This window comes from Streptomyces sp. 147326 (assembly GCF_045000215.1).
Classification (GTDB): Bacteria; Actinomycetota; Actinomycetes; order Streptomycetales; family Streptomycetaceae; genus Streptomyces.
The window spans coordinates 5829157-5845512 of record NZ_CP134201.1; the positions used below are offsets into that span (position 1 = coordinate 5829157).

Sequence of the window (16356 nt, forward strand, 5' to 3'; positions counted from 1 at the left end):
GCCCAGCCCGCCCGCCCGCCCAGCCCGCCCGCCCGCCCGGCCCGCCCGCCCGGCCCGCCCGCCCGGCCCGCCCGCTCCGCCCGGCCCGCCTGCTGCGCCGCCCGCACCCCTGACCCGGCGGGCCCCGGAGGTGCCGCCCGGCGGGTTGTTCCCGCGGTTCGGCCCGGCCGGCGGCGCCGACACGCGGGCCAATCCGCGCGGATTGGCCCGCCCCGGCAGGTGGCGGCCCGCCTACCGTGCCCCCATGGACCGCACGCTCGCCGCCGACCTCGCCCGGCTCCCCGACCTCCTCGACGCCACCCGCCGCGCCGCCGCCGACGCCCTCGCGTCCCTGGACGAGCGGCCCGTCGTACCGCCCGCCGGCAAGCCGCTCGACCCCGAACCGCTCCCCGAGCACGGCACGGGCGCGGACGCCGCCCTCGCCGCCTTCCGCGAGCGCTGGGAACCGCGGCTGTCGGCCTCCGCGGGCCCCCGCTACCTCGGCTTCGTCACCGGCGGAGGCACCCCCGCCGCCCTCGCCGGAGACTGGCTCACCGCCGCCCACGACCAGAACTCCAACTCCGCCCTCGACGGCGCCGGCCAGGACCTCGAACGCGAAACCACCGGCTGGCTCCGCGACCTCTTCGGCCTCTCCGCCGCCCACACCGGCACCGTCGTCTCCGGCGCCACCATGTCCAACACCACCGGCCTCGCCATCGCCCGCGAATGGCTCGGCGAACGCCTCGGCGTCTCCCCGGCCGAGGACGGCGCCGCCGCGCTCGGCCGGGTCCGCGTCCTGTCCGGCGCCCCGCACTCCTCGATCGGCAAGGCCCTCGCGGTCCTCGGCCTGGGCCGGGGCTCCCTCGTCACGGTCCCGACGCTGCCCGGCCGCGAGGCCGTGGACCCGGCCGCCCTCGACCGCGCGCTGGCCGACACCCCCGGCCCGGCCGTCGTCGTCGCCAACGCGGGCACCGTCAACACCGTCGACTTCGACGACCTCCCCGCCATCGACGCCCTCCGCGACCGGCACGACTTCTGGCTGCACACCGACGCCGCCTTCGGCGCCTTCGCCGCCCTCTCCCCGGACCACGCCCACCTCGCCGCCGGACTCGACGCCTCCGACTCCGTCTGCGTCGACCTGCACAAGTGGCTCAACGTCCCCTACGACAGCGCGGTCCAGTTCACCCGCCGGCGCGATCTGCAGGCCCGCGTCTTCCAGAACTCCGCCGCCTACCTCGGCCCCCTCGGCGACCACCCCGACCTCGTCCACCTCACCCCGGAGAACTCCCACCGGCTGCGCGCGCTGGCCGCCTGGTTCACCCTCCGCGCGTACGGCCGCGAAGGCCACCGGGAGATCGTCGAACGCGACATCGCCTGCGCCCGCGCGCTGGGCGCCGCACTGGAGGAGGACCCCGCCTTCACCGTCCTCGCCCCGGTCCGCCTCAACGTCGTCTGCTTCACCCTCGCCGCCGACCCCACCCCGGCCCGGCTGACCGCCCTGCGCGAGGCGGCGGCCGGCGAGGTCTTCGTCACTCCGACCGTGTACGGGGGAACCGCGGCCCTGCGCGCCGCGTTCTCCAACTGGCGTACGACGGAAGCGGATGCACGCCGGGCCGCGGAGGCCCTCGGCGCGGCGGCAAGGGAGATCGCATGACGGACAGCCCCCTGACCCTCATCGAGGTCGAGGCCCTCGCGCGCACCGCGCACGAAGGGCAGACCGACAAGGCGGGCCGGCCCTACGCCGAGCACCTCGCGGCCGTCGCCGAAGGCGTCCGCCTGCGCGGCGGCACCCCCGAACAGCAGGCTGCGGCCTGGCTCCACGACTCCATCGAGGACGAGGCCCTCAGCCTCACCTGGCTGGATTCCGCCGCCCTGCCGCAGTCGGTGAAGGACATGGTCCTCGCGGTCACCAAGCGCCCCGGCGAACCGGTCGAGCAGTACACGGCCCGCATCCTCGCCACCCCCGGCGCCCTCCTCGTCAAGGAGGCCGACCTCGCGCACAACGCCGACCCCGTACGCCTCTCCGTACTGGACGCCCCCACGCGCGAGCGGCTGTCCGCCAAGTACGCGTATGTCCGCTCCCTGCTGGGCCTCACCAGTCCATGACCCGGACCCCGCGCCCGAAACATGCCGGGCGCACATGTGGTTGGCGGAAACGGAACCGCGGCGATTCGTCACGGGGCGGATAGCCGGGGCCCGTTGGTGGGAGGATGGTCCATGTGGGGGTGTGCCTGGCCGTGCGCCCCGGGCCGACCAGGGGACGACCGAAGGTGTGATCAGTAGTGGCCATTTCGCTGTCAGTGGTGGTTCTGTTGGCGGTCATCCTGGTGGTGCTGATCCGCGGCAACCACATCAAGACGGGCCCCGCCATCGTCGCGGCCCTCTTCGGTTTCTTCCTGGCGTCCAGCTCCATCGCGGACGACGTGAACCGTTTCCTCAACTCCCTCGCGACGATGATCTCGAACATCAAGTTCTGAACGGTCCAGCCGCGTGCGGTGCGGGCGGGGCGTGGTCAGCCCAGCGGGCCCCGGGTCGCCTTGGCGCGGCGGAAGGCCTCGTCGCAGGTCCGGCCGGAGCGGGTGGCCACCAGAGAAAGGGTGTCGACGAGACCGCCGTTGGTGAACTGCAGGCGCCACGAGCCGCTGGTCAGGGCCACCGCCGGAGCGGGCCCGCCCTGGCGGGCCGTGACCTGCCAGCCGCGTTCCTCCAGGGCGGTTTCGAGGGCCGCGAGCCGGCCGTCGTCGGCGGGGCCGTCGCCCGTCCAGTCCGCGATGCAGTCGGCGAGTTCCCCCTCTTCGGCGGGGGACGCGGCACCCGGGGTGAGCCCGGCCGCGGTGGCGGCGGCGGCGAGTTCGGCCGCGACCGTGCCGCGCGAGGGATCACCCCCCACCCGCGCCGGGACCTTCGCGCCCGCGGGTTCCCGTATCCAGCCGTACCCGTGGTCCTCCGCGGCCGGGGCCAGGACGGCCCCGCCCACGGCGAGGACGCCCGCGAGCACCGCGACCCCCGCAGCAGCCGCCCACGCGGCCCCGATGCTTCTCCTGCTCACGTTCTGCCATCCCTGAGTTCGCGGCCTGCATGCCCCGGAAACGACGGAGGGCCAGGCCGAGGAAACATCCTCTGACCTGGCCCTTCCGTCTTCAGAGCGGGTGACGGGAATCGAACCCGCGTAGCTAGTTTGGAAGACTAGTGCTCTACCATTGAGCTACACCCGCAACGCGCGCGCCGTAGGTCGGGGACCGCGGCACGGACAGCATCCTAGCGGGTCGTACAGGGGGAGCGCACACCACATTTCGCGCCCACGCCCGGGACCGGCCCGAAACGCATCGGGAAACCCGCACATCAGAGGGTCTCCGGGCATGTACCCTACGTGTCGCACCGACGGGGTGTGGCGCAGCTTGGTAGCGCGTCCGCTTTGGGAGCGGAAGGTCGTCGGTTCGAATCCGGCCACCCCGACCACCATCAGTGTCCCCCTCGGGATCTTTCGAGGGCGGGCCGCAAGATCGCGTTGTGGGCTGATTGCCGCTTGCGGCTACTATGCAAGCTGCGTGCCCGTGTGTCTGATGTACCGGGCCGAAGTCCGCTGAACCGCTGAATCGCAGCGAGACGGCAGATCCCCCAGAAGTCAGCCACAAGGAGACCGAACCGTGAAGAGCGCCGTGGAGACCCTGAACCCGACTCGGGTTCGGCTCACTGTTGAGGTGCCCTTCGAGGAGCTCAAGGACAGCCTCGACGCGGCGTACAAGAAGATCAACCAGCAGGTCACGGTGAAGGGCTTCCGCAAGGGCAAGATCCCGGCCCGCGTCATCGACCAGCGCTTCGGCCGCGGTGCGGTGCTGGAGGAGGCCGTCAACGACGCCCTCCCGAAGTTCTACACCGAGGCCGTCAACGAGGCCGACCTGAACCCGCTGGGCCAGCCCGAGGTGGACATCACGGAGCTGAAGGACGGCGAACTGCTGGCCTTCACCGCCGAGGTCGACGTCCGTCCCGAGATCGAGATCCCGGACTACTCCGGCATCGAGGTCGAGGTCGACGCCGTCGAGGTCTCCGACGAGGACGTCGAGAAGTCGGTCGAGCAGCTGCGCGGCCGTTTCGGCTCCACCAAGGACGTCGAGCGCGCCGCCGCCGAGGGTGACGTCGTCACCATCGACCTGGAGGCCAAGGTCGACGGCGAGGTGCTGCCCGACGGCGTCGCCTCCGACGTCTCGTACACCATCGGCTCGGGGGAGCTCCTCGAGGGCATCGACGAGGCCGTCACGGGCCTGGAGGCCGGTGGCGAGGCCACCTTCACCTCCCAGCTGAAGGGCGGCTCCGCCGAGGGCAAGGACGCCGAGGTCACCGTCAAGGTCACCAAGGTCTCCGCCAAGGAGCTCCCGGAGCTGGACGACGAGTTCGCGCAGATGGCGAGCGAGTTCGACACCCTCGAGGACCTCAAGGCGGACAGCCGCAAGCGCCTCGAGAACATGAAGCAGTACGACCAGGCCACGCAGGCCCAGGAGCGCGTCCTGGAGAAGCTGCTGGAGCTCGTCGAGGTCCCGATCCCCGAGAAGCTCCTCGCGGACGAGGTCCAGACCCGCAAGCACAACCTGGAGCACCACCAGCTCGGCCAGATGGGTCTGACCATCGAGAAGTACCTGGAGTTCCAGGGCAAGACGGTCGAGGAGTTCGACGCCGAGACCTCCGAGCAGGCGATCAAGGGCATCAAGACCCAGTTCGTCCTCGACGCGCTGGTCAACAAGGAGAAGCTGGGCGTCGACCAGGAGGAGCTCACCGAGCACCTCATGCGCCGTGCCCAGTCCTCCGGCATGTCCCCCGACCAGTTCGCCCAGGCGGTCGTCGAGGGTGGCCAGGTTCCGATGCTGGTCGGCGAGGTCGCCCGCGGCAAGGCCCTCGCGGTCGTCGTCGAGGCCGCCAAGGTCGTCGACACCAACGGTGACGTCGTGGACCTGTCCGACGACGAGGACGAGGTCGAGACGGCCGCCGAGACCGTCGAGGCCACCGTCGACGGCGACGACGAGGTCAAGGCCGACGAGGCCAAGTAACCCCCCGGGCGCAGCCCACTGAGCAGTGCCCCGAAGGGCCCGGACGCAGCCGCGTCCGGGCCCTTCGGCACGGTGCCCGGAAGGCCCCGGGAGCTTGCGCTCCGAGCGAACAGTTCGGGAAGCGGGATGGTGTTGTCCGACCTGCGCGTTAGGGTCCATGAATACGAGGGCACGTGAGTACCCGGGCGTCGGCGGACTCGTCCGCATCGGCCGGACCGCGCCCCAGAACGAGACGCTGAGACGGCACATGGCCGTCGGAGACGAGCAGGTGGATACGTGACGAATCTGAAGCCTTACGCCGCGGGTGAGCCGTCCATCGGTGGCGGCCTCGGCGACCATGTCTACAACCGGCTGCTCGGCGAGCGCATCATCTTCCTCGGCCAGCAGGTCGACGACGACATCGCCAACAAGATCACCGCGCAGCTCCTGCTCCTGGCCGCCGAGCCGGAGAAGGACATCTACCTCTACATCAACAGCCCCGGTGGCTCGGTGACGGCCGGCATGGCCGTCTACGACACCATGCAGTACATCCCCAACGACGTCGTGACCATCGGCATGGGCATGGCGGCCTCGATGGGGCAGTTCCTGCTCACCGGTGGCGCCAAGGGCAAGCGCTTCGCCCTGCCGAACACCGACATCCTGATGCACCAGGGCTCCGCCGGCATCGGTGGCACCGCGTCGGACATCAAGATCCAGGCCCAGTACCTGCTGCGCACCAAGCAGCGGATGGCCGAGATCACCGCGTTCCACTCGGGCCAGACCGTCGAGGCGATCATCCGCGACGGTGACCGCGACCGCTGGTTCACCTCCGAGGAGGCCAAGGACTACGGCCTCATCGACGAGATCATCTCGGCCGCGTCCAACGTTCCGGGCGGCGGCGGCACCGGGGCCTGATCCCGGCACCACCGTCAGCACCCAGCAGTCGACAGCCCGCAGAACGCCACCAGGATGGTGAACACCCAGATGCAGAACAACTTCTCCGCAAGCGGCCTTTACACCGGCCCGCAGGTGGACAACCGCTACGTCATCCCGCGCTTCGTCGAGCGCACCTCGCAGGGCGTGCGCGAGTACGACCCGTACGCGAAGCTCTTCGAGGAGCGCGTGATCTTCCTCGGCGTGCAGATCGACGACGCCTCCGCCAACGACGTCATGGCGCAGCTGCTGTGCCTGGAGTCGATGGACCCGGACCGCGACATCTCGATCTACATCAACAGCCCCGGCGGCTCCTTCACCGCGCTGACGGCGATCTACGACACCATGCAGTTCGTGAAGCCGGACATCCAGACGGTCTGCATGGGCCAGGCGGCCTCCGCCGCCGCGGTCCTGCTCGCCGCCGGCACCCCCGGCAAGCGCATGGCCCTCCCGAACGCCCGCGTGCTGATCCACCAGCCGTCCGGCGGCACCGGCCGTGAGCAGCTCTCGGACCTCGAGATCGCGGCCAACGAGATCCTGCGCATGCGCGACCAGCTGGAGACCATGCTGGCCAAGCACTCGACGACGCCGATCGAGAAGATCCGCGACGACATCGAGCGCGACAAGATCCTCACGGCCGAGGACGCGCTCGCGTACGGCCTGATCGACCAGATCGTCTCGACCCGCAAGAACTCCCACTGATCCTTGCCGTCAGTTGGCGTGGAACCGCCGCCGGATTCGGCGATGTGAACCACGTCAAGGGGGCCCCGCACGGGGCCCCCGGCAAGGTACCGTCGGATATGAGGCACCAGGAGCGCTGAACCAGGCGTCTCCCAGGCGAAGGGGAAGCACCTCGTGGCACGCATCGGTGACGGCGGCGACCTGCTCAAGTGCTCGTTCTGCGGAAAGAGCCAGAAGCAGGTGAAGAAGCTCATCGCAGGACCCGGTGTGTACATCTGCGACGAGTGCATCGACCTCTGCAACGAGATCATCGAAGAGGAACTCGCGGAGACCTCCGAGGTCCGGTGGGAGGAACTCCCCAAGCCCCGTGAGATCTACGAGTTCCTGGAGAGCTACGTCGTCGGCCAGGAGCCGGCGAAGAAGGCCCTCTCGGTAGCGGTCTACAACCACTACAAGCGGGTCCAGGCCGGCGAGAACGGCGGCGCGCAGGGCCGGGACGACGCGATCGAGCTCGCGAAGTCCAACATCCTGCTGCTGGGCCCCACGGGCTCGGGCAAGACGCTGCTCGCGCAGACCCTGGCCCGCATGCTGAACGTCCCGTTCGCCATCGCCGACGCGACGGCGCTGACGGAGGCCGGTTACGTCGGCGAGGACGTCGAGAACATCCTGCTGAAGCTGATCCAGGCCGCCGACTACGACGTCAAGAAGGCCGAGACCGGGATCATCTACATCGACGAGATCGACAAGGTGGCCCGCAAGAGCGAGAACCCGTCGATCACGCGCGACGTCTCGGGCGAAGGCGTGCAGCAGGCCCTCCTGAAGATCCTGGAAGGCACCACCGCCTCCGTCCCGCCGCAGGGCGGCCGGAAGCACCCGCACCAGGAGTTCATCCAGATCGACACGACGAACGTGCTCTTCATCGTGGGCGGCGCCTTCGCCGGCCTGGAGAAGATCATCGAGTCGCGTGCGGGCGCCAAGGGCATCGGCTTCGGGGCGACGATCCGCTCGAAGCGCGAGATCGAGGCCAGCGACCAGTTCCAGGAGGTCATGCCGGAGGACCTGGTGAAGTTCGGGATGATCCCCGAGTTCATCGGCCGCCTCCCCGTGCTGACCTCCGTCCACAACCTGGACCGCGAGGCCCTGCTCCAGATCCTGATCGAGCCGCGCAACGCCCTGGTGAAGCAGTACCAGCGGCTGTTCGAACTCGACGGTGTCGAGCTGGACTTCGAGCGGGAGGCCCTCGAGGCCATCGCCGACCAGGCGATCCTCCGCCAGACGGGCGCGCGCGGCCTGCGCGCCATCATGGAAGAGGTCCTCATGTCGGTGATGTACGAGGTCCCGTCCCGCAAGGACGTGGCCCGCGTGGTCATCACCTCGGACGTGGTCCGCTCCAACGTCAACCCGACGCTGGTCCCGAGGATCGTCCCGAAGGACCAGGGCCCGCACGAGAAGTCGGCGTAGCCGGCACGCAGACAGCAGTACGCAGAAGGGGCGCCCCGGTCGGGGCGCCCCTTCTGTGCAAAACGGCTGAGCGTCAGGCCTGGATGCAAATGCCGAACCGGTGGTTCCAGTTGCTGATGCCGGCGTTCGCGAGGCGGGTCATGCACGAGTTGTGGGGCTGGGCCCACGGACGGGAGAAGGTGGGCTGCTCGGCCTCGAAGCCGCAGGCGGCGGCGACCTTGGGTCCGACCACGTAGCCCAGTGCCCGCGCTGTCGCCGCACAGTCGTGGCCGTCTGCCGATGCGGGCGCCGCAACGGCCAGCGGCGTGATGACGACTGCCGCCGTCAGGAAGAAGGATGCAACGAGTCGCTTGGTCCGTACAGGTGCCACAGGAGTCCCCGGTGAATTGATGATCAACATCGGTCGAGCGGCATTAGATCATGCGATCGACCGGAGGGCGTAAATGCCGCCGCCCGGACGGCTGAGGGACCCCTACCGGTTGATCAGGCCTTGGTCCGGCCGGTGTTGTAGAGCTTCGCCGTCAGCGCGGCGACTTCGTCGAGGGTGCCGCTGCTCCCGCCGAGCGCGGCTGCGACCGGATCGACGGCGTTGATGCCGACCAGCGTCGAGTGGTCGCCCCAGGCGCAGGAGGGGATCTCGACGTCCTTGGGTGTCTTGGCGGTGCCGGGCTTGGTGCTGATCATCTTGACGTTGGCGCACTTCATCACGGCGCCCTTGAAGCCGGCCGGGGTGAACTCCTTCGGAGTGCCGACCAGTTCGTACTTGAAGCCGAGCACCTTCTCGGTTTCCTTGTTGTTCTGGCCGATCCCGGCGTAGTAGCTGTCGACCGCCTTCTCGGGGTCGGCGATCTCGCCCCAGAGGCCGTTGGCCGCGAACTGCTTGCCCTTCCCGTCCGCACCGATCTGGTACCTGGCAGTCGCGTTGTGTGCGTTCTGCACGCCGAGCGCCTCGGCCTTGGCCTTGCCCTCCCCGGTGACCGGGGCGTCGGCCGCGGGGGCACCGGCGGTGTCCGGCGCCTTCTGGTAGCTGTCGACCGAGGCGGGATAGGCCAGCTTGTAGCCCTTGGTGTCGGCCGCGATGTCGCCGCCCGCGCCGCCGCCCTGCGTGAAGTACCAGCCGGCGCCCGCGACGACCGCGACCGCGACGACCACGCCGATGATCACGCCGGCCTTGGACTTCTTCGGCGGCTGGCCGCCGTACGGGGCCTGCTGCGGGTAGCCGTACGCCGGCGTCGGCGGCTGCTGCGGGTAGCCCTGCGGCGGCACGCCCGGCTGCTGCGGGTAGCCGTAACCGGGCTGGGGGGCGGGCTGGCCGTACGGACCCGGCGGCGGGGGCTGCTGGCCGTAGGGACCGGGCTGGGGCTGCTGCCCGTACGGGCCGGGCTGCTGGGGCTGCTGCCCGTACGGTCCCGGCTGCTGGGGCTGCTGCCCGTAGGGCCCTGGTTGGTTGTAGCTCATCCCGCGTCCCCCAATGAGGTTGCTTCTCTGTCTGCTTATCCGTTCCACACATCCTGGCGGAAGCCGGTGGGGGCCGGGGCGGCGGGCCCCCTCATTACCGGTTTCATGACTGGACTGTTACGGCCCTAAACTGTGGTCCGTGACCGAGAACACGCAGACACCCAGCAGCCCCAACTCCGAACTGCCGACCCAGTACGCGCCGGCCGAGGTAGAGGGGAAGCTCTACGAGCGCTGGGTAGAGCGTGGGTATTTCGAGGCCGACGCGAAGAGCGAGAAGCCGGCGTACACCGTCGTCATCCCGCCGCCGAACGTCACGGGCTCGCTCCACCTGGGCCACGCCTTCGAGCACACGCTGATCGACGCCCTGACCCGCCGCAAGCGCATGCAGGGCTTCGAGACGCTGTGGCAGCCCGGCATGGACCACGCCGGCATCGCCACCCAGAACGTCGTCGAGCGCGAGCTCGCCAAGGAGGGCAAGTCCCGGCACGACCTGGGCCGCGAGGCGTTCGTCGAGCGCGTCTGGCAGTGGAAGGGCGAGTCCGGCGGGCAGATCTCCGGCCAGATGCGCCGCCTCGGTGACGGTGTGGACTGGTCGCGCGAGCGCTTCACGATGGACGAGGGTCTCTCCGAGGCCGTCCAGACCATCTTCAAGAAGCTCTACGACGACGAGCTGATCTACCGCGCCGAGCGCATCATCAACTGGTGCCCGCGGTGCCTCACCGCGATCTCCGACATCGAGGTCGAGTACCAGGACGACGAGGGCGAGCTCGTCTCGATCCGCTACGGCGAGGGCGACACGTCCATCGTCGTCGCGACCACCCGCGCCGAGACGATGCTCGGCGACACCGCCGTCGCCGTCCACCCGGAGGACGAGCGCTACAAGCACCTCGTCGGCACCGAGATCGAGCTGCCGCTGACCGGCCGCCGCATCCCGGTCGTCGCGGACGAGCACGTCGACCCGGAGTTCGGCACCGGTGCCGTCAAGGTGACCCCGGCGCACGACCCGAACGACTTCGAGATCGGCCAGCGCCACAACCTGCCGAACCTCGCCGTCATGGACGAGCACGCCATCATCACGGCTCACGGCCCCTTCCAGGGCCTGGACCGGCTGGAGGCGCGCTCCGCCATCGTTGCCGCGCTGCGCGCCGAGGGCCGGATCGTCGCCGAGAAGCGTCCGTACACCCACTCCGTCGGCCACTGCTCGCGCTGCAAGACCACCATCGAGCCGCGCCTGTCCATGCAGTGGTGGGTCAAGGTCGGTCCGCTCGCCAAGGCCGCCGGTGACGCGGTCCGCGACGGCAAGGTCAAGATCCACCCGCAGGAGATGGAGAAGCGGTACTTCGACTGGGTCGACAACCTCCACGACTGGTGCATCTCGCGCCAGCTGTGGTGGGGCCACCGCATCCCCGTCTGGTACGGCCCGAACGGCGAGGTCGTCTGCGTCGGACCGGACGAGCAGCCGCCGGCGGGCGAAGGCTGGCACCAGGACACCGACGTCCTCGACACCTGGTTCTCCTCCGGCCTGTGGCCCTTCTCCACCCTCGGCTGGCCGCAGCAGACCGAGAGCCTCGCGAAGTTCTACCCGAACTCCGTCCTGGTCACCGGCTACGACATCCTCTTCTTCTGGGTCGCCCGGATGATGATGTTCGGCCTGTACGCGATGGACGGCGTCCCGCCGTTCCACACCATCGCCCTGCACGGCATGGTCCGCGACCAGTTCGGCAAGAAGATGTCGAAGTCCTTCGGCAACGCGGTCAACCCGCTGGACTGGATGGACACCTACGGCTCCGACGCGGTCCGCTTCACGCTGGCCCGCGGCGCGAACCCGGGCGTCGACGTCCCCATCGGCGAGGACTGGGTCCAGGCCTCCCGGAACTTCGCCAACAAGATCTGGAACGCCACCCGCTTCGCGCTGATGAACGGCGCCACGATCGAGGGCGAGCTGCCGGCCCCCGAGCAGATGTCGGCGACCGACCGCTGGATCCTGTCGCAGCTCAACAAGACCGTGGCCGAGGTCGACGCCTTCTACGAGGACTACCAGTTCTCGAAGCTGTCGGACTCCCTGTACCACTTCGCGTGGGACGAGGTCTTCAGCTGGTACGTCGAGCTGTCGAAGACGACGTTTTTCGCGGGCGGCGAGCAGGCCCAGGTCTCCGGCCGGGTCCTCGGCGAGGTCCTCGACGTCATGCTGCGGCTGCTGCACCCGGTGGTCCCGTTCGTCACCGAGACGCTGTGGACCACCCTCACCGGCGGTGAGTCCCTGGTGATCGCCGACTGGCCGAGCGACAGCGGCTTCCGCGACGAGGCCGCCGAGGCCGAGATCGGCCTCGTCAAGGCCGTCGTCACCGAAGTCCGCCGGTTCCGCAAGGAGCAGGGTCTGCAGGACGGCCAGAAGGTCCCGGCCCGCCTGGACCTGACCGGTACGGCGCTGGCCGCCCACGAGGGCGCCATCCGCCAGCTGCTGCGCCTGCAGCCCGAGGGCGAGGCCTTCAGCGCCACCGCGACCCTGCCGGTCGCCGGTGCCACGGTCGCGCTCGACCTGTCGGGCACGATCGACGTGGCCGCCGAGCGCAAGCGCCTCTCCAAGGACCTCGCGGCCGCGGAGAAGGAGAAGCAGCAGGCCGAGGCGAAGCTCGGGAACGAGGCGTTCATCGCCAAGGCCCCCGACAACGTCGTGGACAAGATCAAGGGCCGGCTCGCCAAGGCCGGGGCGGACATCGCGCGGCTCCAGGCCCAGCTGGACGCGCTGCCCGCCGCCTAGCTCCGTAGGCGCAGGCGACAAGGCGAAGGCCCCCGCACCGTCGGTCGGTACGGGGGCCTTCGCCCTATGCGTTCCCCGTGCGGGGGACGCCCTCACAGCAGGCGGGTGCCGAACTCCGAAAGGACCAGCGCGGCCAGCACCGCGTACGCGGCCAGCGGTACCAGCCAGTGCGGCAGCGCCCGCAGCCGGGAGCCGGGCGCCGCCAGGTGCCGCGTGACGTACCAGAACAGCGGGATCATCACCGCCCAGACGGCCATGCACCACGGGCACAGCGCGCCGATCACGTACAGGCACTGGCCGATCAGCCACACCGTGAAGGCGAAGCCCGCGGCGAGGCCGGCCCACAGGACGCGCCAGAGCCCGCGCGGGAACACCGCCCCGGCCACCAGGGCCAGGCCCAGCGCGGCGAGGGCCGCGAAGCCGGCGAGGCCGAGGAGGGTGTTCGGGAAGCCCAGCAGATTGCCCTGCCAGGTGGTCATCACGTCGCCGCAGCTGAGGACGGCGCTGACATTGCATCCCGGGGTGAAGAGGGGGTCCTCCAGGGTGCGGACGCGGTCGTACGCGAGGACTCCGGAGGCCAGCGTGCCGATCAGGCCGCCGATCAGCAGGAGCAGGGCGGTGCCGGTGCCGCTGCCCCGGCGGGTGGCGGCTCCGGTCGCCGTACCGGCGGTCGGTCCCGTGGTCGTTCCGGTCGTCATTCTTCCGAGGCTACGAGGCCCCGGCGGCCTGCGGCAGGGCGCAAGGTCGCGGGATGCCGGGACCTCCGACCTGTCCGAAGTGCCCTAAATCACTCAGGTTTCGGTCCCGGCTGATCCGATCCGATCCGCTGACCACGGATGATGGAGGGCATGCTCGTCAAGCCCGTCGTCTCGGCGTACCACCGGTGGGTGGCCTCCGGCCGTCGGCTGGCGGAGAGCTGGGCCGGGTCACCGCGCGCGCTGGACGTGCTCACGGCGCTGAGCTGCCTCGGCCTGATGGCCCTCGACCTGCCGGGACTCGCCGCCGCCGACAACTCGCTGAGCGGGCCCGCGGCCGCCGTCGTGCTCGCCGTGGGCTGCGCGAGCCTCCTGGTGCGCCGCCGGACGCCCTGGATCTCGTACCTGGCCGCGCTGCTGTTCATCGGGTGGCTGCACGAGCTGACCCTGATCCAGTTCGCGCTGTACTCGGTGGGCCGCTACCGGGGCCGCCGGGCCGCGGTCCCGGCCACGATCGGGTACGTCGGCTTCGCGCTGCTCCTGTTCTCCTGCGTGCCGGGCTGGGCGGCGGACAAGGCCGGGACGCTCAGCGGCTTCCTCGGCCTGTTCGTGCCCATCGGGGTGCTCGCCTCGGCGGTGGGCATCGCCGCCTACCGGCACGACCTGGTGGGCGAGCTCACCGCCCGGCGGGCCGAGTCCGCCGTGCTGCAGGCCGTCCAGCAGGAGCGCACCTCCGTCGCCCGCGACGTCCACGACTTCGTCGGGCGGGAACTGACCCTGCTGACGGTGCGCTCCGAGGTGCTGTCCGTGCGGGCGCGCGAGACGACGCACGCGAAGGACTTCGAGGAGCTGGCCGACACCGCGCGCCGGGCCCATCTGGTGCTCAACGAGATCATCGTGCAGCGCGGGGAGCGGGCCTCGACCCCGGGCGTGGACGGGCTGCCCGCGCTGGCCGAGGAGAGCGGGCGGGCGGGGTCGCCGGTGCGGCTCGCCATGGACCGGGAGGCGCACGGGCTGTCGCCGCTGCGGCAGGCGGCGGTCTACCGGGTGGTGCAGGAGTGCCTGACCAACGCCGCCAAGCACGCGCACGGGGAGACCATCGACGTGTCGATCGCGGCGGACGGCCCGCAGCTGCGGATCGCCGTCCGCAACGCGCTGCCGACCCGGACCCCGGGCCGGGCCCCCGTCTCGGCGGGCTCCGGCACGGCGAGCATGTCCGAGCGCGTACGCAGCCTGGGCGGGACCCTGACGGCGAGGCGCACGGAGGACGCGTACGAGGTCGTGGCCACGCTGCCGCGCGGCTAGACGGCCAGACGGCCAGACGGGTGGCCCCCGGGCGGCCCGCGCCTTCGCGCTCGACGGGGGTGACCCCGGACGGCACGCAGATCACCATCCGGGTGCGGGGCCGGCGGCCGGGGACGGCCTTGCGCACGAAGTGCCGGATCATCTCCTCGGCGGCCTCGTAGTCGCAGATCACGTCGTCCTTGAGGGGGCGGATCGCGGTGATGGAGCCGGGGGTGCAGCCGATGGTCTCCTTGGCGTCCGATCCGACGGCCAGGGCGGTGGTGGTGCCCGCTTCGACGGCGACCACGGACGGCTCATTGAGGACGATTCCGTGCCCCCGTGCGTAGACGAGGGTGTCGGCCGTCCCCAGGTCTATCCCCATGTCGCGGCTGGTAGCCGTCTTGTTGGTGCTGTCCTGCGGCATTTGTCCCCCTATCTGCTGCTCGCAAGGCTTGCATAACGATCCGGTCGCTCTGGCCGCCGAAGGTCCCTGAACGGCCGGGCCGAAAGTCCTGCTCGTCCCCGTCCGTAGACTGGCCCTGTGAGTGAGCAGCAGCCCGAGAGCCACGACCGCGACGACAACGACGACCTCGCCGGCACCTTCGACGAGTTCGACCAGATCGTGGCGGAAGAGTCCGACCGCGACCCCGACCTGGCGGTGATCGAGGCCGGCAGCCGCACCCTGCGCGCCCAGGCCGGACCGCCCCAGGGCGACCCGGTACCCGCCCCGCCCGTCGACCCGGAGGTCGCCAAGGCACTGCTGGAGGTGGAGCAGGAGCTTTCCACCCGCTGGGGCGAGACCAAGCTGGAGCCGTCGGTGTCGCGGATCGCGGCGCTGATGGACGTGCTGGGCGAGCCGCAGCGCGCGTACCCCTCCATCCACATCACCGGCACCAACGGCAAGACGAGCACGGCCCGCATGATCGAGTGCCTGCTGAACGCCTTCGAGCTGCGCACCGGGCGCTACACCAGCCCGCACGTGCAGTCGATCACCGAGCGGATCAGCCTCGACGGGGCGCCGATCAGCGCCGAGCGGTTCGTCGAGACGTACCAGGACATCAAGCCGTACGTGGAGATGGTCGACGCCGCCGAGGAGTACCGGCTGTCGTTCTTCGAGGTGCTCACCGGAATGGCCTACGCGGCCTTCGCGGACGCGCCCGTGGACGTGGCCGTGGTCGAGGTGGGCATGGGCGGCAGCTGGGACGCCACCAACGTCATCGACGCCTCGGTCGCGGTGGTGACCCCGATCAGCCTGGACCACACCGACCGGCTCGGCTCCACGCCCGGCGAGATCGCCGTGGAGAAGGGCGGCGTCATCAAGCAGGACGCGACCGTGATCCTGGCGCAGCAGCCGGTGGACGCGGCGCAGGTGCTGCTGAAGAAGGCCGTGGAGGTCGACGCCACGGTGGCCCGCGAGGGCATGGAGTTCGGCGTCGTCTCGCGCGAGGTCGCGGTCGGCGGCCAGCAGCTGACGCTGCGCGGTGTGGGCGGGGAGTACGACGGCATCTTCCTGCCGCTGTACGGCGCCCACATGGCGCACAACGCGGCGGTGGCGCTGGCGGCGGTCGAGGCCTTCTTCGGGATCGGCCAGGAGCACGCGCGGGTGCTGGACCTGGAGACGGTGCAGCGGGCCTTCGCCTCGGTGACCTCGCCGGGCCGCATGGAGGTCGTGCGGCGCAGCCCGACGGTGGTCCTGGACGCCGCGCACAACCCGGCGGGTGCCGCGGCCACGGCGGAGGCGGTGACCGAGTCGTTCGGCTTCAGCCGGCTGATCGGGGTCGTGGCCGCGAGCGAGGGCAAGGACGTCCGCGGGGTGCTGGAGGCCTTCGAGCCGATCTTCGCGGAAGTGGTGGTGACGGAGAACTCCAGCCACCGGTCGATGGGCGCGGACGAGCTGGCTTCCGTCGCGGTCGAGGTCTTCGGCGTGGACCGGGTGCAGGTGGAGCCGCGGCTGGACGACGCCCTGGAGGCGGCGATCACCCTGGCGGAGGAAGAGGCCGAGTACGGAGGGGCCGGGGTCCTGGTGACCGGTTCCGTGATCACGGTGGGCGAGGCCCGCCTGCTGCTGAAGAGGGGCTGAGGG

14 protein-coding genes, 2 tRNA genes and 1 pseudogene are annotated in these 16356 nt (G+C 70.6%); 11 read left to right on the top strand and 6 right to left on the bottom strand.

Annotation, left to right across the window (positions count from 1 at the left end):
* The first annotated feature begins 244 nt into the window (after positions 1-244).
* The 3 genes from RIU97_RS26650 (at position 245) to RIU97_RS26660 (ending at position 2456) form a co-directional block, all read left to right on the top strand.
* Positions 245-1633 carry a pyridoxal phosphate-dependent decarboxylase family protein gene (locus tag RIU97_RS26650; RefSeq protein ID WP_404960120.1) on the top strand — a complete coding sequence of 463 codons (1389 nt, stop codon included), beginning with the start codon at positions 245-247 and terminating at the stop codon, positions 1631-1633.
* Entirely contained in the window at positions 1630-2085 is a 456-nt protein-coding gene (locus RIU97_RS26655) for an HD domain-containing protein (protein WP_404960121.1), read from the top strand. Before RIU97_RS26650 ends, RIU97_RS26655 begins: the two co-directional genes overlap by 4 nt.
* Before the next feature lie 176 nt (positions 2086-2261).
* Positions 2262-2456 (top strand): hypothetical protein, encoded by a 195-nt coding sequence (locus RIU97_RS26660; RefSeq protein ID WP_404960122.1) that lies wholly within the window; start codon positions 2262-2264, stop codon positions 2454-2456.
* A gap of 35 nt (positions 2457-2491) precedes the next feature.
* On the opposite strand, the gene RIU97_RS26665 is transcribed toward RIU97_RS26660, so the two are convergent.
* A complete protein-coding gene (locus tag RIU97_RS26665; protein WP_404960123.1) occupies positions 2492-3028 on the bottom strand; it encodes a hypothetical protein in 537 nt (178 codons plus the stop codon).
* Between the two features lie 95 nt (positions 3029-3123).
* A tRNA-Gly gene (locus RIU97_RS26670) sits at positions 3124-3194 on the bottom strand.
* A gap of 167 nt (positions 3195-3361) precedes the next feature.
* Between RIU97_RS26670 and RIU97_RS26675 the strand changes: the two genes are divergently transcribed.
* From RIU97_RS26675 to clpX, 5 genes are all read left to right on the top strand, one after another.
* Positions 3362-3438: transfer RNA gene (locus tag RIU97_RS26675), tRNA-Pro, on the top strand.
* A gap of 188 nt (positions 3439-3626) precedes the next feature.
* Complete coding sequence (gene tig / locus RIU97_RS26680; protein ID WP_404960124.1) at positions 3627-5021, top strand: trigger factor; 1395 nt, start codon at positions 3627-3629, stop codon at positions 5019-5021.
* A 276-nt stretch (positions 5022-5297) separates the two neighbouring features.
* Positions 5298-5915 carry an ATP-dependent Clp protease proteolytic subunit gene (locus RIU97_RS26685; RefSeq protein WP_030026957.1) on the top strand — a complete coding sequence of 206 codons (618 nt, stop codon included), beginning with the start codon at positions 5298-5300 and terminating at the stop codon, positions 5913-5915.
* 54 nt (positions 5916-5969) lie between these two features.
* A complete protein-coding gene (locus RIU97_RS26690) occupies positions 5970-6635 on the top strand; it encodes an ATP-dependent Clp protease proteolytic subunit (protein ID WP_150257432.1) in 666 nt (221 codons plus the stop codon).
* A 153-nt stretch (positions 6636-6788) separates the two neighbouring features.
* The gene (gene clpX, locus RIU97_RS26695; RefSeq protein WP_301371147.1) at positions 6789-8075 is read left to right on the top strand and encodes an ATP-dependent Clp protease ATP-binding subunit ClpX; all 1287 of its coding nucleotides are present in this window, start codon (positions 6789-6791) and stop codon (positions 8073-8075) included.
* A gap of 73 nt (positions 8076-8148) precedes the next feature.
* On the opposite strand, the gene RIU97_RS26700 is transcribed toward clpX, so the two are convergent.
* Together RIU97_RS26700 and RIU97_RS26705 are read right to left on the bottom strand one after the other, a co-directional pair.
* Positions 8149-8445 carry a hypothetical protein gene (locus RIU97_RS26700; RefSeq protein WP_404960125.1) on the bottom strand — a complete coding sequence of 99 codons (297 nt, stop codon included), beginning with the start codon at positions 8443-8445 and terminating at the stop codon, positions 8149-8151.
* Between the two features lie 113 nt (positions 8446-8558).
* Positions 8559-9533, bottom strand: coding sequence for a hypothetical protein (locus RIU97_RS26705; RefSeq protein WP_404960126.1), 975 nt, complete (start codon positions 9531-9533; stop codon positions 8559-8561).
* Positions 9534-9672: 139 nt separating this feature from the next.
* On the opposite strand from RIU97_RS26705, the gene RIU97_RS26710 reads away from it, so the two are divergent.
* Positions 9673-12294, top strand: coding sequence for a valine--tRNA ligase (locus tag RIU97_RS26710; protein ID WP_404960127.1), 2622 nt, complete (start codon positions 9673-9675; stop codon positions 12292-12294).
* A gap of 92 nt (positions 12295-12386) precedes the next feature.
* Here the strand turns inward: RIU97_RS26710 and RIU97_RS26715 are convergent, their stop codons facing one another.
* On the bottom strand, positions 12387-12992 hold the full coding sequence (locus RIU97_RS26715) for a vitamin K epoxide reductase family protein (RefSeq protein WP_404960128.1): 606 nt from the start codon (positions 12990-12992) through the stop codon (positions 12387-12389).
* A gap of 150 nt (positions 12993-13142) precedes the next feature.
* On the opposite strand from RIU97_RS26715, the gene RIU97_RS26720 reads away from it, so the two are divergent.
* Positions 13143-14294 carry a sensor histidine kinase gene (locus RIU97_RS26720; RefSeq protein ID WP_404960129.1) on the top strand — a complete coding sequence of 384 codons (1152 nt, stop codon included), beginning with the start codon at positions 13143-13145 and terminating at the stop codon, positions 14292-14294.
* Here the strand turns inward: RIU97_RS26720 and RIU97_RS26725 are convergent.
* Positions 14230-14697: pseudogene (locus tag RIU97_RS26725) on the bottom strand (rod shape-determining protein); the annotation flags it as partial. The gene RIU97_RS26720 and the pseudogene RIU97_RS26725 sit on opposite strands and share 65 nt — an antisense overlap.
* A gap of 117 nt (positions 14698-14814) precedes the next feature.
* On the opposite strand from RIU97_RS26725, the gene RIU97_RS26730 reads away from it, so the two are divergent.
* The gene (locus RIU97_RS26730) at positions 14815-16353 is read left to right on the top strand and encodes a bifunctional folylpolyglutamate synthase/dihydrofolate synthase (RefSeq protein WP_404960130.1); all 1539 of its coding nucleotides are present in this window, start codon (positions 14815-14817) and stop codon (positions 16351-16353) included.
* The last annotated feature ends 3 nt before the right edge of the window (positions 16354-16356 follow it).